Genomic DNA, 24,286 nt, shown 5'->3' with positions numbered 1-24,286 from the left:
GAAACACGTACCACCGAGCTGGACCTCCCTTGTCTCTTGTACGGATCAGAACCTGCTCCAGCACCATATCCGCCTGCCGGGCCCGTTCGGCGCGGGGTAGCAGCTTCCTTCCAGCGGCTGGCAATGAATTGCCATTCTGATTCCGGACGCTGTGCAAAACGTCGCCGCGGTGACTCCGCGATGAATGTGCGCCGTCATGAAGAGGCGGCTGAAATCAGCCGCCGCGGGCGCCGGCTGATTCGCCCGGCATTTGCGGACGCGCCGCCCGGCGGCCGCCCGCCCGGCCGGCCGGACGCCCCGGCGCGGCCCCGGGGGCGGCCCGGGGGGGGGCCCCCGGGGCCGCCCGGGGCCGGGGGGCGGTCTTGCGCATCGCCGCCGCGTGCCGAAGACTCCCCTACGACGTGTCAGGGGCACGGCAAAAGCCGGGCCGCTGACGGTGTCTCAGGGGCTCGTCACCTCGAAGCCCTGGTTCCCCCAAACCCAGGAGACATCTGTGAAGATCACGCGCACCACCCCCACCGGGGCGTTCCGCGGCAGACTGCGGCTGATCACCGCGGCCGCCGGCCTCGCCGCCGCGGCAGCGCTCGCGCTGCCCGCGGGTGCGAACGCACAGGACGCCTCACCCTCGTTCAGCACGACAGAGCTCAAGGCCGTCGACAGCGCGATCGGCACGGCAGACGTCGCGGGCACCGCCTGGTACGTCGACCATGCCAGCGACACCGTCGTCGTCACCGTCGACAGCACCGTCTCCGCGGCCGAGGTGGCCCGGATCACCGAGGCGGCCGGCGACAACGCCGGCGCCGTCGAAGTACAGCGCACCAACGGGAAGTTCACCAAGTACATCGCCGGCGGCGAGGCCATCACCACCGGCGGCGCCCGCTGCTCGCTCGGCTTCAACGTCGAGAGCAGCAACGGCACCAAGTACGCCCTGACGGCCGGCCACTGCACCAACATCGGCAGCTCGTGGAGCATCGGCAGCAGGGCCGGCACCAGCTTCCCGACGAACGACTACGGGATCATCCGGCACTCCAACCCCGCGGCGGCCGACGGCCGGGTGTATCTGTACAACGGTCAGTACCAGGACATCACCAACGCCGCCAACCCCTCGCGGGGCCAGTCCGTCCAGCGCAGCGGCAGCACCACCGGTCTGCACGGCGGGTCCGTCACGGGCCTGAACGCCACGGTCAACTACGGCGGCGGCGACGTCGTGTACGGCATGATCCAGACGAACGTCTGCGCCGAGCCCGGCGACAGCGGCGGCCCGCTCTTCTCCGGCAGCACGGCCCTCGGCCTGACGTCCGGCGGCAGCGGCAACTGCTCCTCCGGCGGCACCACGTTCTACCAGCCGGTCGTGGAGGCTCTCAACGCCTACGGCGTCGACGTCTTCTGAGCCCCGGCGCACACGCGCACGACGCACGGCACTCGGCCCCGGCCGGCCTCCCGCCGGCCGGGGTCCGCGTCTCCGCGCCGGCGTGCGGGGCGGCGTCCTGCAGCCCGGCGGTTCAGGAAGACGGGATCCAGCCCCGCTCGATGCGGGGCGTCTCGATGCTGAGGGCGCGCATGTGCTCGATCGGGTTGGTGTACTCGCGGCTGGCGACGATCCGCCCGTCGTCGAGCGTGAAACCGTGGATGAAGTGGTTGCGGTAGCGGCCCTTGGGATAGCCGGGGAAGCGGATCGTGCCCTCGCCGTCGCACTCGACCCAGATCACGGACGGGTCCTGCGTCTGGTAGAGGTGCACGTCGATCCACTGCCAGTCCGGCAGCACCTGCAGGGACAGTTCCCCGTGCCGTTTCAGCTTGTCGCGGCCCCGGACGACGATGGGGCCGCCGACGTCGGTGTAGAACAGCGACGCGGAGCCGTCCTCGGTGTAGAGGGTGTACCGGCGCAGCCGCGCCTCGGCGTCGGTCAGCATGTACTGCTCTACGGCCCGGCGGTTGCGGGCCCGCAGGTCGTGGTGGTCGGTGAACACCGGAGCGGCGGCATCCGAATGAAGGGACACTGACGAGGTCATGGCGCCTCCTGGCGCGAGCGGACGGATGAGGTGGGTGGTGCCTGTCGGTGGGGAGAGCGCGTACGCCGCCACAGGGGGACGGCCGCGGACGTACGCGCGGGCCGCGGCCGGGGCCGGCCCTCCGCCGCGGGCGGTGCGGGTACTGCCGTGTCGCAGAGCAGCCGGGGCCCGCCGGCGGCTGCCGGCGGCCCCTCCGGGTCCCGAGGAGTCTCGCGACCACCCGCTCTGCTCCCTTACTCCCTCCCCGGGGTGTAGGAGGGGCGGGAGTTGAGCTGCGCGGCCTCGCTCTCGGCCTTCTTGCGGTACATCTCCATCATCTGGGTGACCCGGTCGCGGTCCCAGGTGTCGGGGCCCGCGGCCTGCTCCATGGCCCGGGCGGCCATGACGACGGCGTTGGCGGGCTCCACGCGCTGACGCTCGTACGCGGCCAGCCCCTCCGGCACGTCGCCGTGCGCCTGCGCCAGCTCGTAGGCGAGCACGCGCGCGTCGAGGACGGCCTGCGCCGCGCCGTTGCCGCCCGCCGGGTACATGGGGTGGGCGGCGTCGCCGAGAAGCGTGACCCGGCCGCTGCCCCAGGCGGGCAGCGGATCCCGGTCGACCATGGGGTACTCCAGGATGTGGCCGGAGCGCTGCAGCAGGTCGCGCGGGTCGAGCCAGTCGATCGACCAGTCCTCGACGAATCCGAGCACCTCCGAGAGCCGGCCCTCGCGCTGGTCGTCGATCGCGGCGTCGCCGGCGTCGGGCAGCGAGCCCGCGTCGGCGACCTTTACCAGGCAGACCCAGTTGGTGCGGTCCTTGCCGATCGGATAGGCGACGAGCGTCACCGCGCCGTCGCCCACCCCGACCCACGAGCGGCCGGTGAAGAACGGCGGGACGCCCTCGGTCACGCCGCGCCACATCCGCACCCCGGACCAGGCCAGCGGCCCCTCGTCCGGGTGCAGCCGGGCGCGGACCGCCGAGTTCAGCCCGTCGGCTCCGATCAGCGCGGCGGCCTGCAGGGTCTCGGCGGCACCGCTCTCGCGGTCCGTGACGCGGACCTCGACGGCGTCGTCGCGCTCGGTGAAGTCCTCCAGCCGGGTGCCGGTGCGGACGGCGTCGGGGCCGAGCCGCCGGCGGACCTCCGCCAGGAGCATCAGGTGCAGCTCGCCGCGGTGGATGCAGTACTGCGGCCACTTGGAGCCGGTGGCCTCGCCACGCGGCTGGGTGAAGAGCGGGTGGCCGAACTTGTCGCAGAAGACGTACTCCGCGGTGGCCACGCCGAGCCCGGCGAGTTCCTCGCCGAGGCCCAGCTCGGTCAGCTCGCGGACGCCGTGGGTGAGGAGGTTGATGCCGACGCCGATGGGCTCGATGCGGCGGGCACTCTCGACGACCAGTGAATCGATCCCGGCGGCGTGCAGGCTCAGCGCGGCGGTGAGCCCGCCGATCCCGCCGCCGGCGATAACGACGGGCGCGGTCATCGGGCGACCACCCCGGCTGCTCCGGAACACCCGGTGAAGGCGCTCCCGGAAACGGCGAGTTCGCGGTTACGGACGTGGCGTGCCCGCCCGGCGGAGTCCACGGATTCGGGGTGACTTCGTCTCTTGCGCATGCTCGGCTCCTTGGCCGCAGTGGTGGTACGTGATTCAGTCCGCCGGGCGAACCCGTTCGGAGACCTTGGATGACATCTGGTAATAGGAGGCGAGCTTGAAGAACTCCTCGCCCCGCGCCACCGTGCCGGCGTAGACATAGCTGGGTTCGCCGCCGTGCACGGTCGGCATGTCGCGGGCGAACTTTGCGACGCCGGGCTCTATCCGGGCGGGCAGCAGATTCGGATCCGACGTGCGCGTGGAGAAACACATGCGCTCTATCCGGGTGGTGTCCCAGCCGAAGGTCGGGTACATGGCGAACGAGGTGCTGATGAACTCCAGCATGTGCTCGCTCGGCTTCGAAAGACCCATTTCACCGAGGGTGGCCACGATGGCGTCGGGCCGCGTGTAGTCGGGGGTGAGACCGCTGATGTAGAGGTTCCACGTCCGGCTGCCGTAGTCGATGCCGATGCAGGAGACCTTGCCGTCGAGCCCGGCGGCGGCGAAGTAGTCGGCGTGCGCGGCGAGGGCCGGCGGAATGGACGGTAGCTCCGCAAGCGCCTTCATGCTCTGCGGCCTGGCCAGCGGGAAGAAGACGCACGCCTTCTTGAAGCCGCCCCGCACGCCGTAGTCCACGGCGTACGCGTCGACGGGGAAGCGGTCGCCGATCTCGGAGAACAGGCCGGTGACGGGGTGGTCGACCTTCTCTAACAGGCCGCCCGCCACCGCGGCGGCGTAGGGGTCGCCGGCCTCGGGGGGCACGGTGAAGTCGAATGCCAGCTCGCCCCGGTACTTGTGGCCCGTGCCCATACTGAAAATGATGTGTGCGTCGTCGAGCCATCGCCCGAAGGTTTCCAGAGCCGGCCAGACCTTCTCCCGGGAGCACGGCGCGTCCACGAGCCGAGCGGTTTCCTCAACTGCCGAAAAGACGGTTTCCAGCTTGGTAGCCTCAGGCATTCTTCCCTCCAGGGGGGTCGACCTCGGTGTTCGTCGGGACAGTAAAACCCTGTGCCCCGTCGCCCGGCGCGTTCAGATCGATCGGCCGCCACCGGGCCGGCGTCGAGGAGTTCGTTTCTGACGGCCAGAAGCAGGTGTCGGCGAGGGCAGACACCCCCAACGATCGGCTGGGGGACACGTCCGTATCCTCCCAGCTCCTGCTTGCTTCTGGCTTTACGTGCACTTGGCGAGCGCTTGACATCCGGGCCGCCCGTGCCGAAAAAGCAGACAACGCTCACCCACGGTGCGCCACGGGTGACTACTCGTCAATTTCCCGGCGCTGCCGCATTCCAGCCGTGCGACCGCACCGCCGAACGCACGGCGGGGCCGCCGCCGGGGAATTCCCCGGCGGCGGCCCCGCCGTCGCGCGACCGCGGCGCGCCTCGTCTCAGGTTCTGCGGAGCACCGCCCCGTACGCGTCGCAGGCGTTCTGCACCTCGCTCGCCGGGCGCCACTGGCTGACCGGAACGAGGCCCGGTTCCACCGGCGTCCAGCCGTCGAGGATCCGCTCCAGCTCGGCGCGGCCCCGGTCGATCAGCGGGTCGCTGGCCTGTCCGAACACGTCGATCACCGCCGGCACGCGGGGGTCGACGTCGGACGAGATGTGGTTCACCGCCAGATAGCTGCCGGGTACGACCGCCTCGTGCACGCGGGCGACGATGCCGGCCGGGTCCTCGTCGTCGGTGAGGAAGTGCAGGATGCCCGAGAGGAGGACCCCGACGGGCATCGTGAAGTCCAGGGTGGCCCTGACGGCGTCGTTGAACAGGACGGTGTCCGGCTCACGCACGTCCCCCTCCAGGGCCACGGTGTACTCGCCGTCGGCCTGCAGCGCCGCCATGTGCGCCACGGCGACGGGGTTCTTGTCGACGTACACCACCCGGGTCTCGGGGGCGATGCGGTGGGCGACCTCGTGGACGTTGTCGTAGATGTCCGTGGGCATCCCGCCGCCGATGTCGAGGATCTGCCGGACACCGGCCTCGCCGACCCAGAACTCGACGGCGCGGTCGACGAAGAGCCGCTGCTCCCGCGTGAGGACCTTGAGGTCGGGCATGATCTGCTCGGCCTCCTGCAGCAGGTCGCGGTCGGCGTGCACGTTGTCACGGCCGCCCAGCGCGTAGTCCCAGAACCGCGAGGGATGCGCCCTGCGCGCGTCCGGCAGCGGCATTCTCCCCTCGCGTCCGGCCGAGGTCCCGTCAACCGTCATCTGTGCCTCCGTACCCGCGCCCTCAGCCAATGGTCTCACTCGCCGCCGAGCGTGATCGAGGTGTCGATGAACTCGTTGGTCACCAGGTCCCCGGGCGCCAGCCCGTCCTTGAGGGGCTTCTTCTGGGCCTCGAAGACCGGTCCGGCGAGGCCGATCAGCTCCTCCACCCGCGCGGTGTCGAACTCGCCGACCGGCTTGCCGGGGTCGGCGACGAGGTCGAGCGCCCGCATCTGCTCGATCGAGTACTTCCCGACGCCCTTCGAGAACGGCTGGTCGGCCTTGAAGGCGTCGCGCAGCTCGATGACCTTGTCGATCACCGGGTCCGGGTTCTCCATCAGGTCGACCACGCCCTGCTGGACGACCGGCACCAGCTTCTTCAGGCACGGCGCCAGCTCGCCCTTGTCCGCCGCGCGGATCACCGGCGAGGGACCGGGGTTCGGGTAGTACTCGTACGCGAGCTGCGACGCGACCGGCTTGCCCCAGTCGGGCAGCTCCTTCTCGTAGATGTACGGGTCCTCGGTGGCGTACCCGGAGGTGGCGATGTCGCCGCCGGCGGCGACGAAGCGCGCCGGGGAGCCGTCGCCGGAGCTGTCGACCTGGTCCTTCTTCAGGACGCCGGTGCTGGTCAGGTAGTCCATGTACGGCGTGGGGACGTAGACGACGGTGGTGTCGGTCTTACCGAGGTCCTCGATCGTCTCGACGTCCGGGTGCGTCTCCGGGTCCCACATGATCACCTGCGGGTTCTTCGCCAGCAGCGACATCACCGCCAGCGTCGGCTGCTTCTCGGAGTTCTGGATCGCCTCGTCGAAGCCCTGGGGGATGCCGAGGTGGATGCTGTCGTCCGTGTACATCTGCGAGGACGTCGGGTTGAACCCGATCGCGGGGCCGCCGGAGCGCAGCTCCAGCCGCACGCCGGTGTCCTTGCCGCCGGAGGCGACGAGCGGGGCGGTGACCTTCTTGGCGTTCGCGTCGACGTCCATGTCGTCGCCGAGGAGCTGGTATATCGCGCCGGCGGAGGTGATGTCCGGCCACCACGCCGTCTGGACCACGATCGTCGCCGGGCACTCCTTGCTCAGATCCGTGGCGCCGCCGGCCGCGGCGGCCGGGGAGGCGCTGCTCCCGCCGTCGTCGCCGTCGTCGTCGCTGTCGCCGCAGGCGGCCAGCACGGACAGCATTGCTACGGCGGCGGCGAGGGGGACCGCCTTTCTACGCACGTGGTGCAGACGCATATGAGATCCAGTGACGATCGGGCGGCCGGGGGAGGCCGGTCGGACTGATGCCTGATCATAGACATGCCTCCCGCGCGTGCGTTCGGTGCGTTCCCCGGTCGAGTTCCTTTTGCAACATGGGCGTTGGCCGTACGGAGCCGCCCGTTCCGTACGGACCGGTCCGCGGCGGGCCGGCGGAACGGATCTCCGCCGGCCCGCGCGTGGTCGGCGCGCGTGGTCAGAACGTCACGTCGCTGCAGAAGAAGTAGATCTGGTCCGCGTGCGACGCCTTCCAGATGGTGTAGACGATGTGGTGGCCGCTGCGGCCGGGCGCGCTGGCGTCCGCGGTGTAGTGGTTGGCGGGGCCGTACGGGCCGGCGGTGGCCACGCGCTCCAGGTCGCCCCAGTCGAGCGCGTCGGTCTCCGCGTCGTAGCCCTGCCGGGTCACGTACACGTGCAGGTAGTCGGCGCCGTGGTACGCCTGGTCGAGGACGTCGACGGTGAAGTCGGTGTCGAGGTCGGAGGTCTGCCACGGGCCGGGGGTGTCCATGGAGTTGTAGCGGCCGTCCTGGGTGCGCCCGGCGCTGCACAGCTGGTTGTCGGGGATGTGGGCCTCGAAGTCGCCGCCGGTGCCCTCGCGGTAGAGGCCGTTCCAGTTCCACATGCCGTTGGTGTCGTGCTGCCACGCCTGCCAGCACATGGGGTCCTGCTGCTGCATGTCAGGATTCTGGAAGTCGGATCCCCAGCGCTGCCAGCAGCCGTAGTTGCGGGAGACGGGGTCGGCGGCCGAGCCGTGGGCGTCGGCCGTGCCGCCGCCGGTCCAGGGCGTCAGCAGGAGTGCGGCGGCGGCCAGGACGGCCAGGAGGGCGCGGACGGGCAGGCTCCGCGCGTCGGTGCGATCGTTCCGTAGCGATGACACTGCGACTCCTCCTCCGGGAGGGGGTTGGGAGGTGCGGAAGGATTGGGAGCGCTCCCATTCATCCGATCCCTCCCCCGGTGACACCTGTACGAAACATTTCGGGGCCCGGCGGCCCGCCGCCGGGCCCGTGCGGACCGGCGGCCCGGAACGGGTCCGCCGCACGGGTGGCGGCGGGCCGCCCGGGCGCCGCCGTCAGCGGCCGAGCTTGCGCTTGAGCTGGGCCTTGTTCATGTACGAGCGGCCGTGGATGTTGCGGCGCCGGGCCTCGGCGTAGAGCTGGTCGTAGGTGGGCCCCGCGGCACCCGAGCCCGAGCGGAGCCCGCCCCGGCGGCCGGAGGAGATGTCGCGGGTGGAGGTGCGGCTCGCGGTGCGGGCCTCGCCGGTCCGGGCGCGCTCCTTGTTCACGGTGCGGGCGGCGATCTCCTCCGCCCGCCCGGTACGGACGCCGCGCTTCTGGGCGCCCTTCTTGATGTGCTCGTACTGGCGTTCCCTCTTGGGGCTGGACCCTCTCGGCATGGTGTCTCCCTGGCCGCGGTTCGGTCGGACGTCCTCATCGTCCGCCAGGACGGATTCCGCATCAAACGGGCAAAAGGGTCACTTGCCCGCTTCCGTTTCCGCGCGGCTCCCCGGGGAACCCGAGCCGGGACACCGTACGGCGAAGGGACACTCATGACATACCACCCCGACGGCCAGCGCTCCGCCGCCCAGCAGGCGCTGCACACCGTCGCCGAGCAGGGACCGGACGACGAGGCGCTGCACACGCTCGCCGAGAGCCGCGTGCTGCTCCCCGACCCGGACCCGGTGGAGGAGGCGGCCGAGCCCCCGCGGCCGCAGGCGCTCAGCCTGCCGGTGGTGGAGCAGGGCGACGGCACCCGGCTGGTGCCGGTCTTCACCTCCGCCGACCGGCTCGAACAGGTCTTCCCGGAGATCCGGCACTACAACGCGGTGTCGCTCGGCGACCTCGCCCGCGGCTGGCCCTCGGACGGCCCGTCGCTGGTCATCGACGCGGGCGCGCCGGAGGAGATGGCGCTGACGGCCCAGGGCGTGCGGGACCTGCTGGCCACCGCCTGAGCCACCGCCCGAGCCACCGTCGATGAGTTCCGCCGCGGCGCGCGGTCTGCACCTCCGTACCCGACCGCCCGCGCCCTGGAGGCCACCGTGACCGCGACCTACACCTTCGACGTCTTCACCAGCCTCGACGGCTTCGGCGCCGCCGGCGGCGACTGGACCGGCTACTGGGGCAAGCAGGGCCCCGAGCTGCTCGCCCACCGCCTCGGCCAGTACGAGGAGGAGCAGCGGATGGTCTTCGGGGCCCGGACCTACCGGCTGTTCACCCGCATGCTGGCCGAGAGCACCGAGGACTCGGAGGTGCGCGACCCGTGGGTCACGCGCATGACCCGGCTGCCGGCGATCGTGGTGTCGACGACGCTGGAGGGGCCCCTCGACTGGGCGGACGGGACCGTCGCGCACGGCGACGCCGTCGACGTCGTCGCCCGGCTGAAGGAGGAGTCCGACGTGCCGCTGCGTTCGCACGGCAGCCTGTCGATGAACCGGGCGCTGCTGGCCGCCGGGCTGGTCGACCGCGTCCAGGTGACGCTCTTTCCCGTGATCACCGGCCGGACCGGGCTGGACCCGGTCTTCCGGGGCGCGGCCGACTTCGACCTCGACCTGCTCGGGACCCGGACCCTCGACGGCTCCGTCCAGGAGCTGGTCTACCGGCCCCGCCTGCACGGCTGAGCCCGGCCGCACACCCGCCGCCCGGGGCGGACCGGTTCAGCTCGACAGGTTGATCTGCTGCCGGATCCGGTCGAGCCCGGGGCCGGGGTGCGGCGGCGGCTTCCGCTGTCCCGGCACGCGCGGCTCGTCGCCGGCCGGGGCCGTCCACCAGCTCACGCTGCCCTCCTCGACGGTGCGCAGGAGGATCCCCTCGCGGATCGCCCAGGGGCAGACCGTGACGGTCTCGATGCTCATCAGCTTCATCGCGGTGTGCGCGACCACGGCGCCGGCGAGCGACTGCCGGGCCCGCGCCGGCGAGATGCCCGGCAGCCGGGCGCGTTCGGCCGCGGGCAGCCGCCGCAGCTGCCTGACCGCGCGGCGGAGGTCCTCCTGCGCCATCGTGCGGGGGACGAACGGGCCGTGCCGGCCGGGTGCCGCACCGCAGAGGCGGGCGAGCTGCTGCATGGTGCGCGAGGTGACGACGGTCGTGCGCGGCGCCTCCCAGCGGATGCGCGCGGCCACGTCACGCAGCCGGTGCCGGACGTGCCGGCGCACGGCCTTGACGGCGGCCGGCGGCGGCGGGTCGTGCCTGCCGAAGAACTCGCGGGTCAGCCGGCCGGCCCCCAGCGGGAGCGCGAGGGCGAAGTCGGGCAGCCGGCTGCGGCCGCAGGCCACCTCGAAGGAGCCGCCGCCGATGTCGAGGACCGCCATCGGGCCGGCCCGCCAGCCCATCCACCGGCGGGCCGCCAGGAACGTCAGCTCCGCCTCCTTCTCGCCCGGCAGCAACTGCAGCGCCACGTCGGTGCGTTCGCGGACGGCGCGGCAGACGTCGCGGGCGTTGGGGGCATCGCGCACCACCGCGGTGGCGAAGGCGAACGGCTCCGCGACGCCCCAGCGCCGGGCCTCCTCGCGCGCGGCGCCGACGGCCGCGGCCAGCTCCCCGACGGCCCGCTCCCCGAGCCGTCCGTCGGCGTCCGCGAGCTCCGCCAGCCGCAGCTGCCGCTTGGCGGTGTGCACGGGCAGCGGCACCTGGCCGTCCGCGTCCGCGACCACCAGCCGCACCGTGTTCGAACCCGCATCGATCACGCCGACTCTCATCAGCCTCACGTACCCCAAACGGGGGCTGTGTAGACACTTTTCCTCATCCGACCTCATCCGACCTCATCAGAACCGGTTCCCCCGGTACCGGGGCGGGCGCGGCGGGCCCCGGCGCGGGGCGGAATTTCCGCGGTGGCGGCTCCCCGCACCGCGTACACGTGATTCTGGCCGGACTCCGCCAGCCGGTGCTGTGCAACGAAAGGGTTTGCTTTCGTTACCGTCACGTATTCCGTGCGTCCACCCGCGTAGACTTGACAGCCGCGGACATGCTGCCAACCCGGCAATACCTTGTTTTCGGACTCCTGGCCATCTTCGTGAAGCCCCTCTTCACACCGGCTTTACATAGCCCTAGCATGAGAACGCTCCCACCTCACGTCACACTGAGGTCGGGGACGCATTCGGTACGGCACCCCCACCCACCGCGTTCCGCACGAATGCTTCCCAGTCCCCGAAGCTGCACCCCCCTTTCACCCTCGCGTCCGTTCGGGCGCCCGGGAGCACTTCGCCATGCCCCTGCCCGACCTCGGGAGCGGCTGCACCGTCTCGGCCCGCCTGCGGCGCATGTGCATTCACGAGCCGAAACCCGGCTCTCCCGTGCCCAATTCAGTACGACCGGCGCCGGATTCGTCCCGGCCCGGTCCGGAGACAAAGGATAGGAGAACCATGTCCGGTAAGTTGATAGCCGGTGGCGCCCTGGCGGCCGCCTTAGTCGCCGCCACCACCCTCTCGGCACAGACCGCGACGGCGAGCGAGGAGCCGGCCGACGGACCCGCCGAGCAGATCAAGGTCGACATCCAGACCATCAACGGCTCGGGCTGCTCCGCCGGCACCGCGGCGGTGGCGGCCAACGCCGACAACACGGCCTTCACCGTGACGTACAGCGACTACCTGGCGGCGGCGGGCGCCGGCGCCAGCCCGCTCGACTTCCGCAAGAACTGCCAGCTCAGCCTGGTACTGGACGTCCCCTCCGGGTTCACGTACGCGATCCAGAGCGTGGACTACCGCGGCTACGCGTACCTGGCGGACGGCGCGTCCGGCCTGGAGCAGGCGTCGTACTACCACATGGGTTCGCCGGAGACGACCACGAGCAGCAAGGGCTTCGAGGGCCCGTACGACGACAACTGGCAGGTCACCGACTCCAAGGAGTGGGCCGAGCTGGTGTGGGCGCCCTGCGGCGAGCAGCGGAACTTCAACATCAACACCGAACTCCGCGTATACCGCGGTTCCTCCGACCACCGGGCGACGAGCCTGATGACGATGGACTCCACCGACAGCGCGGTGAGCACGGAGTACCACCTGGCGTGGAAGGAGTGCTGAATTACCGCGAAGGGTAAGCACCCTACCCGCGGTACGCCCATGGAGACGGCGCGGCCATTCCCAGCCGTCCCGCATTTCGCGCCGGTACACCGCCGGTGTGTGTCTTGACGGAATCCGGCGCAGCGGACCCGTTTGCCGCCCGCTGGCCAGATTCCGCCCGCATGGCCCGTTCTTGGGCATTGCCGTGCCCGGGAAACGGCCCATCCGACCGATTGGAGAACCATGACTCTTGTCGCAGGCAGTGCCCTCGCAGCATTACTGGCCGCGACCGTCACCAGCCCCATCGCGTCGCCGTCCCACGATATCGCGAGGCCGCCGTCCTTCGAAGACGTACCGGCCGACCAGATGGCGATCGAGGTCCTCACCGTCAACGGCACCGGCTGTGAGCCGGGCACCGCCGCGGTCGCGGTCTCCGCGGACAACCAGGCGTTCACCGTGACGTACAGCGAGTACACGGCAGTGGTCGGAGTCGGCGCCACGCCGATGGACTTCCGCAAGAACTGCCAGCTCAACCTGGCCGTCAAGGTGCCCGGGGGCTTCACGTACGCGATCGCCAGCGTCGACTACCGGGGGTACGGCTACCTGGAGGACGGCGCGACCGGTCTGGAGAAGGCGTCGTACTACTTCCAGGGCTCGCCCGACACGGACACGTTCACGCACAACTTCGCCGGGCCGATGGACGACAACTGGACGACGACGGACGAGACCGACCTGGAGTCGCTCGTCTGGGCGCCGTGCGGGGAGATCCGCAACTTCAACATCAACACGGAGCTGCGCGTCAACGCCGGCACGTCGGACCCCGCGACGACGACCAGCCTGCTGACCATGGACTCGACCGACGGGGAGATCGAGACCACGTACCACGTCGCCTGGCGCGAGTGCGAGCCGGGCGAGAGCTGATCCCCGGATAGCGGGGATGCCGCCCCGCGCCGGGGGGAGCAGCCCGGGCGTGGTACGCCCGGGTTCCCGGCGCGGGCGCGGATCCGCGCGCACGGCCGTGCTGCTCACGCGTGCGCGTGCTCCCTGACGTCGTCCGCCACGCGCCTGTCGAGCGCGCAGCGCACCAGGGCCGCCGTGAACGGCGGCAGTTCCGGCCCGCCCACGAGCCGGGCGAGCCGCGCCGGGTCCTCCGGCAGGTCCACGCGGCCGGCGCCCTGCACGGCCTTGGCGTCGATGTACGGGGCGGCCTCCGGCCAGATCCCCTGGACCTCGCGCAGGAAGATCGTGGCGCCCGTGGGCCCGAGGCCGGGCACCTGCCGCAGCAGCGTGCCGAGCCGGCGGACGTCGCCGCCGGCCTCCCGGCGCAGCTTGCGCAGGTCACCGTCGTAGGCGTCCAGCAGCAGCCGGGCGCCGTCGCCGAGCTGGGTGGCGGTGCGCTCGTCGTAGCGCCGGTAGCCGCCCTCGCCGAGGGCGTCGACGCGCTGCTGCCAGGTGGCGTCGGCCATCCGGCGCGGGCCGCCCATCCCGGCGGCGAACAGCGCGCGGGCCGCGGCGACCGCCGTGCTCGCCCGGATCCGGGCGCTGAGCAGGCAGGAGAGCACGAGGAGCCGATAGAGGGGCTGCGGCGTGTCCCGGAGGCGGATGCCGGCCTCCTCGGCGTAGGTGCGTCCGTACGTGTCGAGCAGGGTGTCGACCGTGTGCTTCCGGTTCTTCGTCACGGTTCCGTCCTCCGGGGCTCGGTCCGTCCGGTGTCCTGGCCGGGTCAGGCGGCCCGGGTGCCCTGCGCGGCGACGAGGTCGCGGGCCGCCTCCGCGATCGCCGCCGCGTCGATGCCCGCCGCCGCGAGCTGCTGCGCGTCCGTCGCCGAGCCGGGCATGGTACGTACCGCCAGCCGGGCGAGCAGCGGGACGGGGCGGCCGTCGGCGAACGCCTCCGCCACCGCGTCGCCCAGACCGCCCTCCGGGCGGTGGTCCTCGACGGTGAGCACGCAGCCCGTCAGCTCCGCGGCGACGCGCACGGCGACGGCGTCGACGGGCTTGACCGAGTACAGGTCCAGCACGCGCGCCCCGATGCCCTCGGCGGCCAGCAGGTCGGCGGCGGCCCGCGCCTCGTGCACGGTGACCCCGGCCGCCGCGATCGTCACGCGGTCCCCGGACGACGAGCGCACGAGCTTGCTGCCGCCTATCGGGAAGTCCTCGCCGGGCTCGTAGAGGACGGGCCGGGCGCCGCGCATCGTGCGCAGGTAGCGCACGCCCGCCATGCCGTCGTCCGCCATGGCGGCGACGAGCCGGGCGGTCTGGTTGGCGTCGCAGGGGTGCAGCACGGTGCTGCCGGGCACGGCGCGGAACATCGCCAGGTCCTCAAGACCCATCTGCGACGGGCCGTCCTCGCCGATGGCGACGCCGGCGTGCGAGCCGACCAGGTTGAGGTTCGCCCGGCCGACGGCGGCCATGCGCACGAAGTCGTGGGCGCGGGTGAGGAACGCGGCGAAGGTCGCGGCGTACGGCACCCAGCCGCACGCCTGCATGCCCATCGCCGCCGCGACGAGCTGCTGTTCGGCGATGTAGCACTCGAAGTACCGGTCGGGGTGCTCCTTGGCGAAGAGTTCGGTCCGCGTGGAGTCGCCGACCTCGCCGTCCAGGGCGACGACGTCCGGCCGCGCCGTGCCGAGCGCCGTCAGCGCCCGCCCGTACGCGTCGCGCGTGGCGACCTGGTCGCCGACGTCGTATGCGGGGAGCAGCGGATGCGGCGCAGCCGCGCGCGGCGGCCCGTCCGCGGGCGGCGGGGCCGCCGGCCGGATGCGCACGTCCGCGCCGCCGCCCAGCTCGGCGATCGCCTCGCGGGGGTCCGGCAGCGGCTTGCCGTGCATGCCCTCGCGGTTCGCGACGGCCGTGACCCCGCTGCCCTTGACGGTGCGGGCGAGCACGGCCGTCGGCCGGTCGGTCGTCGCCTCGGCCTCGGTGTACGCGTCGTCGACGGCGGCGACGTCGTGCCCGTCGACCTCGACGGTGTGCCAGCCGAACGCCCGCGCCCGGCGCGCGTACGCGTCCAGGTCCCAGCCGTGCCGCGTGGGTCCGCGCTGGCCGAGCCGGTTCACGTCCACGATCACGGTGAGGTTGCCCAGGTGCTCGTGCCCGGCGTGCTCGAACGCCTCCCAGACCGCCCCCTCGGCCATCTCGCTGTCGCCGCACAGCACCCACACCCGGTACGGCAGGTGCGCGAGCCGCTTGCCCGCCAGCGCCATGCCGACCCCGACGGCCGGCCCCTGCCCGAGCGACCCCGTGGCCACGTCCACCCACGGCAGCACCGGCGTCGGGTGGCCTTCGAGCCTGCTGCCCAGCTTCCGGAACGTCAGCAGCTCCTCGTCCCCGATGGCGCCGGCGGCCTTCAGCGCCGCGTACAGCAGCGGCGAGGCGTGTCCCTTGGACAGCACCAGGCGGTCCGCCCCGGGGTGGTCGGGCCGCTCGACGTCGTAGCGCAGGTGCCCGGCGAGCAGCACGGCCATCAGGTCGGCCGCGGACATCGACGAGGTCGGGTGGCCGGACCCGGCGGCGGCGGTGGCCCGCACGGCGTCGACGCGCAACTGGCGGCCGAGCGCGGCGGGGAGTTCCAGGTCCACGTCGGCGGCGGTCATGTCGTTCTCCTGTCTGTGCCGGGTGAACGTACGGGCGTTCGGGTGCGCGGCGTCTCCGCGCAGGTCGTAGGGGCGGGTACCACGTCCCCGCGGGTGCTAACGGCCGATCTCGGCCGGGCGGCGCGCGGCGGCGCGGCGTAGCCGGGCGGGTACGCGGCGTGGGTGCCGCGCCGCCGCGCTCAGCGAGTGAGCCAGGCCCGGAGCCGGGGCAGCCGGGGCAGGCGCTCGCGCAGGTCGCGCCCGCTGCGGTCCAGCCCCTCCAGCAGCCGCGCGGAGCGGTGCTCGGTGTCCAGCTCGTCGAGGATCCGGTTGACGTCGGCGAGCAGCGCCCCGTACAGGAACCAGTTCTCCTCGTCGCGCTCCACCGTGTCCAGCAGCAGGGCCTCCACCCGGTCGCGCACGGAGCGGGCCGCCGCCAGGTCCGCCTCCAGCCGCCCGGCGGCCGTCTCGGCGCTCGCGGACACCTCGGTCGACACCAGCTGCGCGAAGCTCACCAGCGCGTCCCCGACGTAGCCGAACAGGTCCTCCAGCGCCACGCCGACGTCGCGGGGGAACAGCGGCTCGGCGCGCCGGCGCGCCTTGGCCAGGTCCGCCAGGCTGCGGGTGAGCACGCGCACCACCACCGCGCAGATCTCCAGCGTGTCCAGCCCGGTGCGCAGCACGACCCGGTGCATCAGCGCCTCCCGCACCCGGGGGTTGAGCCGCAGGCTGTCCTCGGCCCGGCGCAGCGAGACGTCGACCTCGCCGACGGAGTCGTCCAGCTCGCGCGCCGCGTACAGCCGGTCGGCGGCCGCGGCGGGGGGCGTGACCACGGTCAGCTGCTCGGCGCTGCGGAGCAGCAGCCGGCGCATGCGGCGGGCCAGGTCCTCGATCGCGTCGCCGGCGGTCTCCACCCACACCGGGGGCACCAGCACCAGGTTGAACGTCAGCCCCACGACGGCGCCGATGAGCGTCTCCAGGATCCGCGCCCACGCCGTGCCCCCCACGTGGGTGACGCCGAGGACGAGCATGGCGCTGATCGCGACCTCGGGGACGAACTCGTTCACCCGCACGATGCGGCCCGCGATCAGCGAGGCGAGGATGATCAGCCCGAGGCTCCACCAGCTCAGCCCGAGCATGAGGCTGAACCCGCTGGCGATGAGCACCCCGACGACGACGGCGGTGACGCGCCGGACGCCCTTGGTGAGCGTGGCGTAGAAGGTCACCTGGACGACGAGGAGCGCGGTGAGCGGCGCGGTCAGCGGCCTGGCCGCGGGGCTGAGCTGGACGGCGACGGCGTACGCGATGGTCGCGGCCAGGGTGGCGCGCACCGTCTGCCCCACGGCGGGCGTGCGGGCACGCCCGGCGAGGCCGGCCGGGAACGGACGCCGCCGGAAGGCGTCGGCCACGTCGATCCTCAGCGCTCCTCCTCGTCACGTCGCGGCTCCGGGGCGCCGCGGCGGTCCGCCGTGCGCCGCCGCCCCACCACAACGTCTCACAGAGACCGCCGCCGCTCCCGCGCAGAGCCACCCCCTCGGCCCGGTGTACGCCGAGGGGGTGGCGGGAGGGCGGCCGTCGCCGCCGGTCAGCGGCCGTCGGTGAGGACCGGCGTGTTCCAGTCGCGCCACTGCGCGAGGTTGCCCGCCTTGTTCGGGGAGGTCCGGAAGACGCCGGGGGCACTGCCCGTACCGTGGAGGAAGGCGTCGATGCTCTGCTGCAGCGGCCCGCGCCACTCGGACCGCGAGGCGCAGTGCGTGCCGTCCTGCACGTCGGACCAGTAGCTGATGTTCCGACCCGCGCCGAGCGCCTGGTAGACCTCCGCTCCGCCGAGCGCCGCCACGTTGCCGGACCGGGCGCCGAGCCAGTCGATGTGCGGGTTCTCCATGATGAACAGCCCGCGCGGCGCGACCATGCCGACCATCTCGTGGGTGTCCACCGGCAGCTGGGCCGGGTTGCCGGTGTACGAGCCGAACGCGTCGCCCAGCCAGGGCTGTTCGGAGTACGCGCTGCTCAGCGGCTGGGCGCCGCTCTCCTGCGCGACGCTGCGCAGGGCGGGCGCGCCGGCGGTGCCCGACTCGATCGGCATGGTCAGCGCGATCCGCTGGTCGAACGCGCCGGCCACGAACGCGCCCTTGCCGAAGCGGGAGCAGCCGGTGACGCCGGTCGCCTCCGCCCGGAGCACCCCGCCGTCCGACTGCTCGATCACGTCGATGATCCGGCTGACGCCCCAGGCCCAGGCCATGAGCAGCCCGGTGCTGCTGGAGGAGCCGTAGACGCTGTAGAAGGCGCCCTGCTTGTTGTTGCGCGGCGTGCCCTCGCGGCCCACGGCGTACGGGTCGAAGTTGACGACGGCGGCGCCCGCGGCCTTGATGGCGGCCGTGTCCGCGCCGAACCCGCCGTAGACGACGACGGCGGGGAACGGGCCGCTGCCGCTCGGCAGGTCGACGCTCGCCGAGAAGCTCGCGCTGCGGCCCTGGTCCGAGACGTTCACGGTGATGCCGGTCGGCGAGACGCGGCCGGTGACGCTCGCCGGCTTCGGCGGCTTCTGGCCGTAGACGGTGCGCTCCGCCAGCTCCCTGATCTCGGCCCGCCGGCAGCGCCAGTCGGAGGTGCTGGAGATGCGGGTGCCGTCCAGCCGGGTGAACGGGTCGGGCAGCAGGGCGTTGCTCGGCGTGGGCGGGTCGGCCACGGGGCAGTCGGCGCCGTCGTCCTCGACCGGCGGGTCGGCCTGGGCGGCGGTCCCGAAACGGTCGGCCGCGGACCCCGGCCGGGCGTCGAGGGTCACGGCGAGCATGGCCGCGACCGCCACGACGGCGGCCACCGCCCATGCGTGCGCCCGGTACCTGCGGAGCGGGTGGCTGTGCATGGAAACCTCCAAGCCGGTGGGGGGCGCTCTCACCGTAGGAAGGCGTCCAGGACATGACAATGGAGGTTTCCAGCCACTTTCGGGATATCGAACGAAACTTTCGCAGGCAGCTCCCCCGGACGGGTGCATGCGGAACCTCTGCGTCCTTCGGGGGCGTTGACAGGCTGACCGCGACGGCGCGGTCTTCCGTACGACGACCGGAACCGACGAGTCGGGCGGCACGCCCGCAACCCGAGGTGGCATGCAGTGTCGATGTTTGATCGGATCAAGGACCAGGCCAAAGGGCTTCAGCAATCCCGGGGTGGCGGGCGGCCCGGCGGCCGGGGCGCCGGCCCGACGGGCTCGGGCTCCGGGTCCAAAGCGCAGCTCGTGAGCATGTTCAAGTCGCAGCTCAGCTCGATGAAGACGGAGCTGAAGAGCGGCGCGTACCGGGACGCCAGCATGGCGATGTGCGCCCTCGTGGCGGCCGCGGACGGACACGTGCACCCCGCCGAGCGGGAGCGCATGGACTCGCTGATCGTCAGCAACGACGTGCTGCAGAACTTCCCGCCGGAGCAGCTGCGGCAGCGGTTCACCAAGCATCTCGACCGGCTCACGGTCGACTTCCAGCGGGGCAAGGCCGAGGCGATGCAGGAGATCGCCAAGGCCGCGAAGAAGCCCGCGGAGGCGCGGGCGGTGGTCCAGACCGGGTTCGTCATCGCCGGCGCCGACGGCCACATGGACCCGGCCGAGCAGCAGGTGATCCGCGAGGCGTGCACGGCGCTCGGGCTGTCGCCCGCGGAGTTCGGCATCTGAGCCCGGCGGGTCAGCGTGCCCCGTGCGCCCCGGGCGTACGGGGCACACCCCCGCTCAGCCGGTGCGGGTGCCGGAACCGTCGAAGCGGGCCCGCCACAGGTCGCGGAGCAGCGCGATCTCGGCCATGTGGTGGATGAACTCCAGATTGCCCGCCCACAGCACGTCCACGAACTTCTCGTCGGGGTCGGAGGCGTACGGATACTGCGAGAAGCCGACCGTGTCGAGTTGCTTCTCGGTCACCGTGGCGACGCTGTCCCGCCAGCGGTCGACGGTCTCCCAGAAGCGCGCCACCGCCCGCTCGGCCGACGGCGTGAAGTCGACCAGCAGCTTCGGGTCCCGCCGCCGCTCGCCGAAGGTCCACTCCCAGCCGCCGGCGAAGCCGGTGTGCAGGTGCCCCAGCCGCCACGCGATGGTGGTGACCGGGGCCTCGTCGGGCGCCAGCGGGCCGGTGTGGGCGAGCACGTCGCGGACCCGCTCGACGCTCACGTGCCAGTCCGCGGCCGCCTTCTCGACGGACATGCCGCCGGCGACGTCCTGGACGACTCCGGCGTACTCGCTGTTCGGTATGTCGGGGGCGCCCTTGTCGAGCACCCACTCCCCCCGGCCCGTACGCCTCGGGCGTGACCGCCTCCCGCCCGGCTCCCTCCGCGGCCGCGGCCGTCGCGGCGCCCCCGCGGAGGCCAGCGGCCGCCCCGCCGGCGCCGCGAAGGGTTTCCCGGGCCCCGCCCCGCCGGTCCGGGGGCGTGTTCAGCCGCGGTACGCCTCCAGCAGCCGCAGCCACACCTCGCTGATCGTCGGGTACGACGGGACCGCGTGCCACAGCCGGCTCACCGGCACCTGCCCGGCGACCGCGACCGTCGCCGAGTGGATCAGCTCGCCCACCCCCGGCCCGACGAACGTGACGCCGCGCAGGATCTCCTCGTCGAGGTCGACGACCATGCGCGCCTGCCCGCGGTAGCCGTCCGCGTACAGCCCCGCGCCCGCGACCGAGCCCAGCTCGACGTCCACCGCGCGCACCCGGTGGCCGGCCCCGATCGCCTCGGCCAGCGACAGCCCGACGGCCGCGGCCTCCGGGTCGGTGAAGACCACCTGCGGGACGGCGCCGTGGTCGGCGGTCGCGGCGTGCGCGCCCCACGGGGCCGGCTCCGGCGGCACGCCCTGGGCGCGGGCGGCGATCGCGGCGCCCGCGATCCGGGCCTGGTACTTGCCCTGGTGGGTCAGCAGCGCACGGTGATTGACGTCCCCGACCGCGTACAGCCACTCGCTGCCCTCGACCCGCAGGCTGTCGTCCACGGTCAGCCAGGAGCCGGGGTCGAGGTCCACGGTCTCCAGGCCGATGTCCTCGGTGCGCGGCGCGCGGCCGGTGGCGAAGAGGATCTCGTCGCCCTCGACCGTGTCGCCGGCGTCGGTGGTCGCCACGACGGCGCCGTTCACGCGGACCACGGAGGTGACGGAGGTGCCGGTGCGGACCTCGGCGCCGGCCTCGGTCAGCGCCTCGGCGACCAGGTCGCCGGCGAACGGCTCCATGCGGTCCAGCAGGCGGTCGCCGCGGACGAGGACGGTGACCCGGGAGCCGAGGGCCTGCCAGGCCGTGGCCATCTCGGCGCCGACCACGCCGCCGCCGACCACGATCAGCCGGCCGGGGACGCTCGCGGAGCTGGTGGCCTCCCGGCTGGCCCACGGCTCGACGTCGGCGGCCCCGGGCAGGTCGGGCAGCACGGCGCGGCTGCCGGTGCAGACGGCGACGGCGTGGCCGGCGGTGAGGGTGCGTACCGCGCCGTCGGCGTCGGTCACGGTCACGGTGCGCGGCCCGGCGAGGCGGCCCCGGCCGCGGTAGAGGTCGGCGCCGATGCCGTCCAGCCAGCCGACCTGGCCGTCGTCCTGCCAGTGGGAGGTGTACGCGTCCCGGTGGGCGAGGACCGCCGGCGCGTCGAGGTCACCCGTCACCAGCCCGCGCAGGCCGGGGACCCGGCGGGCGTCGGCGCGCGCGATCGCCGGCCGCAGCAGGGCCTTGCTGGGCATGCAGGCCCAGTACGAACACTCGCCGCCGACCAGCTCGCTCTCGACGATCGCGGTGGACAGCCCGGCGGCGCGGGTGCGGTCGGCGACGTTCTCGCCGACGGGCCCGGCGCCGAGGACGATCACGTCGTACGCGAAGGATTCCGTTTCCGTCATGGGGCCAGTGTGGCCGGTGGCCGCGCGGGGGCGGGACAGCGGGGCGACGAGGTGTGTCGCCCGCGGCCGGGCCGGCGGCGTCAGCGGCCGTGCAGCAGGCGGGTCAGGAACTCCCCGGTGTCGGTGCTCGTGCTGGTGGCCGTGGCGAGCTTGTCCATGGCCAGCCGGTAGCGGTCGACCTCGGCCGGCTTGTCGATGCGCACCGTGCCGGTGAGCTGTTCGAGGCAGACCACGTCCGGCAGTTCGGGCTCGGCGAAGCGCAGCATGGTGAGCGGCTGGGCCACCGCCGCCGGGCCGCCCGCCGCCAGCGGCACGACGTCCAGCGTGACCGCCGGGTGCTCGGCGTGCAGCCGGAGCAGGTGCCGCAGCTGGCCGTCCATCACGCCGGGGCCGCCCACGGAGCGCCGCAGCGCCGCCTCGTCCAGCAGCACCCAGTAGCGCGGCGGGTCGGGGCGGGTGAGGGTCCGCTGGCGGCGTTCGAGGAGGTGCAGGCGGCGCTCCACGGTCTGCACCGGGTCGCGCGGGAAGCCGAGCTGCGTCACGGCGCGGGCGTACGCGGGGGTCTGCAGCAGGTCGGGGACGCGCTGGGACTGGTAGCTGCGGATGCCGGTGGCGGCCTCCTCCAGACCGAGGTGGGTCTCCCCCTGACCGGGTATCAGATCGCTGTACTCCCGCCACCAGGTGGGCGCGTTGGCGCCCCGGGTGAGCGCCGCGAACTCGTCCAGCTCGGCCTCGTCCACGACGCCGTAGAGGTCGAGCAGCGCCGCGACGTCGCGGTCCTTGGGGCCGCCCTGGCCTAACTCCAGCCGGCACAGCTTGGCGACGGAGGCGCCGATCTCGCGGGCGGCCTCCTGCAGTTGGATGCCGCAGTCCCGGCGGAGCCGGCGGAGCCGGGAGCCGAGGACGGACCTGCATACGGGCCGGCCGCCGCGCTCGTGCTCGTCGCCGGGCCGGTTCTCCGGGTCGTACGCTGCCGGCATCGGCACCGTCATCGGTCCTCCCCAGCTGAGGGGCCTTCGCCACACCAGACTGACGCCAGGGTAGTCCGCCGCGGGCGGCGGAACCGCACCCCCGGCCCGGTCCTCAGGAGCGTAGCGCGGCCGGCCGCGCCTCACGCCTCGCTGTCCGCTATGTCGCGGGACATCGCGAGATGGCTCGCCAGCAGCCCGCCGTCCACCGGCAGGCTGACGCCGGTGATCCACGCCGCGTCCCGGGAGGCGAGGAACGCCACCGCCGCCGCGACGTCGTCCGGCTCGCCGACGCGGCCCAGCGGGTAGTGCCCCGCGAGCCGGGCCAGCGCCTCGGGCCGCTCCGCCCAGACGGCGGTGCGGACGGTGCCGGGCTCGACGAGGTTCACGCGCACGCCGCGCGCGGCGCTCTCCACGGCCAGGGTGCGGGTCAGGGAGACGAGCGCGGCCTTGGCGGCGCTGTACGCGTGCCCGCCGTAGTGGCGTTCGGCGTTGACCGAGCCGATGTTGACGATCGCGGCCCGCCCCGGCGCCGCGGCGAGCAGCGGCAGCGCGGTGCGGGCACAGCGTGCCGCGCCGTGCAGGGTGACCTCGAAGTCCTCGTACCAGGGCGGCTCCTGCCCGGACTCGAAGCGGGGCGGGTCGGGGTGGGCGGCGTAGGCGTTGTTGACGAGCACGTGCAGCCCTCCGAAATTCTCCGCCGCGTACGCGATCGCGGCCCGGACCGCCGCGCTGTCCGTCCCGCCGAACTCCAGCGTCGCGGCCGCGCCGGCGGCTGCGCCGATGGCGCCGGCGGCGTGCTCGGCGCGCCCGCCGCCCCGGTCGGTGACCAGCACCCGCGCGCCCTCCGCGGCGACGCGCCGGGCGATCGCCTCGCCTATGCCCTGCCCGGCGCCCGTGACGAGCACCGCGTATCCGCTGAATCGCGTCATCGGGCCAGGTTAGAAGAGCGCATTCCGCCACGGCCCGGGCCCCGGCGGGCGGCGGGTGTCCGGGTCCCGCACACCGGGCCGGGGGCCGGGCCGGGCGGGCCGGGTCACAGCAGGTCGCCGTAGCCCGCGCTCTCCATCACCGTGCGCTGGAACTCCGCGTGCACGGTGTGCACCTCGCCGAGGAAGTCCGCCGCACCCGCGACCGGCAGCCGCACCGGCCGCTCGGCGCTCGGCGTGCGCACCAGCCCGGCGATGGCGTTGGCGACCTCCTGCGGGTCGGGCAGCCCCGGCTCCTCGACGAGATGCTCCTCGGCGCGCCGGGCCAGGTCGCCGTACGCGGCGCGGCGCCGGGCGTTCCCGCGGTCCAGCCCGCGGAGGTAGCGGTCGTAGTAGCGGACGCCGTTGGGGTCGACGAAGTCCGTGTTGTACGCCCCCGGTTCCACGATGACGACGTCGACGCCGAGCCGGCGCAGCTCGTACCGGCTGGCCTCGGCCATCGCCTCCATCGCCCACTTGGTGCCGACGTACGCGCCCATGAAGGGGAACACGAACCGGCCGAGCGACGTCGTCGTCTGCACCACGAGCCCCTCGCCGCGCGCCCGCATGGCGGGCAGCACCGCGCGGTTGACGCGGAGGTGGCCGAAGACGTTGGTCTCGAAGACGGCGCGCACGTCCTCGACGGTCTGCGTCTCCAGGATGGCGGGATAGAAGACGCCCGCGTTGTTCACCAGCACGTCGATCCGGCCGGCGCGCCGCAGGACGCGGTCGACGCCTCGGTCGACGGAGTCGTCGTCGCGGACGTCGATGTCGACCACGTGGACGTCGAGGTCCTGCTTCGCGGCGGCGCCGCGGAGCCTGCGCGCCGCCGCGGCGTTGGCGCCGCGGGTGTCGCGCATGGAGGCGAACACCCGACATCCCCGCGGGCGAGTTCGTCGACGTCCTCGACGAGCACCACCGCGCCG

General features: G+C 73.2%; 22 protein-coding genes and 1 pseudogene. 6 read left to right on the top strand and 17 right to left on the bottom strand.

The genetic code is table 11. The annotated features are described in order from the left end of the window. Window positions 1-493: 493 nt before the first annotated feature. Window positions 494-1,390 carry a S1 family peptidase gene (locus tag ABD317_RS07770; protein ID WP_344289050.1) on the top strand — a complete coding sequence of 299 codons (897 nt, stop codon included), beginning with the start codon at window positions 494-496 and terminating at the stop codon, window positions 1,388-1,390. Window positions 1,391-1,502: 112 nt separating this feature from the next. Here ABD317_RS07770 and ABD317_RS07765 read toward each other — a convergent pair whose 3' ends face one another. From ABD317_RS07765 to ABD317_RS07735, 7 genes are all read right to left on the bottom strand, one after another. Continuing rightward, window positions 1,503-2,012, bottom strand: coding sequence for a PhzA/PhzB family protein (locus ABD317_RS07765; RefSeq protein ID WP_344289049.1), 510 nt, complete (start codon window positions 2,010-2,012; stop codon window positions 1,503-1,505). 233 nt (window positions 2,013-2,245) lie between these two features. Then, window positions 2,246-3,469 carry an FAD-dependent monooxygenase gene (locus tag ABD317_RS07760; protein ID WP_344289048.1) on the bottom strand — a complete coding sequence of 408 codons (1,224 nt, stop codon included), beginning with the start codon at window positions 3,467-3,469 and terminating at the stop codon, window positions 2,246-2,248. A 165-nt stretch (window positions 3,470-3,634) separates the two neighbouring features. Then, on the bottom strand, window positions 3,635-4,534 hold the full coding sequence (locus ABD317_RS07755; RefSeq protein ID WP_344289047.1) for an aromatic prenyltransferase: 900 nt from the start codon (window positions 4,532-4,534) through the stop codon (window positions 3,635-3,637). A gap of 427 nt (window positions 4,535-4,961) precedes the next feature. Beyond that, entirely contained in the window at window positions 4,962-5,777 is an 816-nt protein-coding gene (locus ABD317_RS07750; protein WP_344289046.1) for an SAM-dependent methyltransferase, read from the bottom strand. A 35-nt stretch (window positions 5,778-5,812) separates the two neighbouring features. Continuing rightward, window positions 5,813-7,006, bottom strand: coding sequence for a hypothetical protein (locus tag ABD317_RS07745; protein ID WP_344289045.1), 1,194 nt, complete (start codon window positions 7,004-7,006; stop codon window positions 5,813-5,815). A gap of 217 nt (window positions 7,007-7,223) precedes the next feature. Further along, window positions 7,224-7,904 carry a lytic polysaccharide monooxygenase gene (locus ABD317_RS07740; protein WP_027752096.1) on the bottom strand — a complete coding sequence of 227 codons (681 nt, stop codon included), beginning with the start codon at window positions 7,902-7,904 and terminating at the stop codon, window positions 7,224-7,226. A gap of 192 nt (window positions 7,905-8,096) precedes the next feature. Next, window positions 8,097-8,420: a plasmid stabilization protein gene (locus ABD317_RS07735; protein WP_344289044.1), complete on the bottom strand. Its 324-nt coding sequence runs from the start codon at window positions 8,418-8,420 to the stop codon at window positions 8,097-8,099. A 153-nt stretch (window positions 8,421-8,573) separates the two neighbouring features. Here ABD317_RS07735 and ABD317_RS07730 point away from each other — a divergent pair, with 153 nt between their 5' ends. Both ABD317_RS07730 and ABD317_RS07725 read left to right on the top strand, forming a co-directional pair. Beyond that, a complete protein-coding gene (locus tag ABD317_RS07730) occupies window positions 8,574-8,975 on the top strand; it encodes an SseB family protein (protein WP_344289043.1) in 402 nt (133 codons plus the stop codon). 87 nt (window positions 8,976-9,062) lie between these two features. Then, the gene (locus ABD317_RS07725; RefSeq protein ID WP_344289041.1) at window positions 9,063-9,641 is read left to right on the top strand and encodes a dihydrofolate reductase family protein; all 579 of its coding nucleotides are present in this window, start codon (window positions 9,063-9,065) and stop codon (window positions 9,639-9,641) included. Window positions 9,642-9,677: 36 nt separating this feature from the next. Here ABD317_RS07725 and ABD317_RS07720 read toward each other — a convergent pair whose 3' ends face one another. Continuing rightward, a complete protein-coding gene (locus ABD317_RS07720; RefSeq protein WP_344289040.1) occupies window positions 9,678-10,718 on the bottom strand; it encodes a Ppx/GppA family phosphatase in 1,041 nt (346 codons plus the stop codon). 663 nt (window positions 10,719-11,381) lie between these two features. Between ABD317_RS07720 and ABD317_RS07715 the strand changes: the two genes are divergently transcribed. Together ABD317_RS07715 and ABD317_RS07710 are read left to right on the top strand one after the other, a co-directional pair. After that, window positions 11,382-12,035 carry a DUF4360 domain-containing protein gene (locus ABD317_RS07715; RefSeq protein ID WP_344289039.1) on the top strand — a complete coding sequence of 218 codons (654 nt, stop codon included), beginning with the start codon at window positions 11,382-11,384 and terminating at the stop codon, window positions 12,033-12,035. Window positions 12,036-12,380: 345 nt separating this feature from the next. Next, entirely contained in the window at window positions 12,381-12,935 is a 555-nt protein-coding gene (locus tag ABD317_RS07710) for a DUF4360 domain-containing protein (protein WP_027752102.1), read from the top strand. Between the two features lie 104 nt (window positions 12,936-13,039). On the opposite strand, the gene ABD317_RS07705 is transcribed toward ABD317_RS07710, so the two are convergent. The 4 genes from ABD317_RS07705 to ABD317_RS07690 form a co-directional block, all read right to left on the bottom strand. Further along, a complete protein-coding gene (locus tag ABD317_RS07705; protein WP_344289038.1) occupies window positions 13,040-13,693 on the bottom strand; it encodes an endonuclease in 654 nt (217 codons plus the stop codon). Window positions 13,694-13,737: 44 nt separating this feature from the next. Continuing rightward, window positions 13,738-15,609 (bottom strand): transketolase, encoded by a 1,872-nt coding sequence (locus ABD317_RS07700; RefSeq protein WP_344289037.1) that lies wholly within the window; start codon window positions 15,607-15,609, stop codon window positions 13,738-13,740. 179 nt (window positions 15,610-15,788) lie between these two features. Further along, window positions 15,789-16,997, bottom strand: a complete 1,209-nt coding sequence (locus ABD317_RS07695) for an FUSC family protein (RefSeq protein ID WP_344289036.1) — start codon at window positions 16,995-16,997, stop codon at window positions 15,789-15,791. A 176-nt stretch (window positions 16,998-17,173) separates the two neighbouring features. Then, entirely contained in the window at window positions 17,174-18,454 is a 1,281-nt protein-coding gene (locus tag ABD317_RS07690) for a glucuronyl esterase domain-containing protein (RefSeq protein WP_344289034.1), read from the bottom strand. A gap of 252 nt (window positions 18,455-18,706) precedes the next feature. Here ABD317_RS07690 and ABD317_RS07685 point away from each other — a divergent pair, with 252 nt between their 5' ends. Next, on the top strand, window positions 18,707-19,249 hold the full coding sequence (locus ABD317_RS07685) for a tellurite resistance TerB family protein (protein WP_425582305.1): 543 nt from the start codon (window positions 18,707-18,709) through the stop codon (window positions 19,247-19,249). Between the two features lie 54 nt (window positions 19,250-19,303). Here ABD317_RS07685 and ABD317_RS07680 read toward each other — a convergent pair. The 5 genes and pseudogenes from ABD317_RS07680 to ABD317_RS07660 all read right to left on the bottom strand — a co-directional run. Continuing rightward, window positions 19,304-19,880 (bottom strand): annotated as a pseudogene (locus tag ABD317_RS07680) (DinB family protein); the annotation flags it as partial. A gap of 116 nt (window positions 19,881-19,996) precedes the next feature. After that, window positions 19,997-21,424, bottom strand: a complete 1,428-nt coding sequence (locus tag ABD317_RS07675; RefSeq protein ID WP_344289032.1) for a dihydrolipoyl dehydrogenase family protein — start codon at window positions 21,422-21,424, stop codon at window positions 19,997-19,999. An 80-nt stretch (window positions 21,425-21,504) separates the two neighbouring features. Beyond that, complete coding sequence (locus tag ABD317_RS07670; protein WP_027752110.1) at window positions 21,505-22,416, bottom strand: DUF5753 domain-containing protein; 912 nt, start codon at window positions 22,414-22,416, stop codon at window positions 21,505-21,507. 119 nt (window positions 22,417-22,535) lie between these two features. Further along, complete coding sequence (locus ABD317_RS07665) at window positions 22,536-23,324, bottom strand: SDR family NAD(P)-dependent oxidoreductase (RefSeq protein WP_344289031.1); 789 nt, start codon at window positions 23,322-23,324, stop codon at window positions 22,536-22,538. A 104-nt stretch (window positions 23,325-23,428) separates the two neighbouring features. Continuing rightward, window positions 23,429-24,232, bottom strand: a complete 804-nt coding sequence (locus ABD317_RS07660) for an SDR family NAD(P)-dependent oxidoreductase (protein ID WP_344289030.1) — start codon at window positions 24,230-24,232, stop codon at window positions 23,429-23,431. Window positions 24,233-24,286 lie beyond the last annotated feature (54 nt).

This window comes from Streptomyces synnematoformans (assembly GCF_039531005.1).
Lineage (GTDB): Bacteria > Actinomycetota > Actinomycetes > Streptomycetales > Streptomycetaceae > Streptomyces > Streptomyces synnematoformans.
The sequence above is the reverse complement of the archived record's forward strand: the minus strand, read 5'-3'. Positions and strand labels throughout refer to the sequence as shown.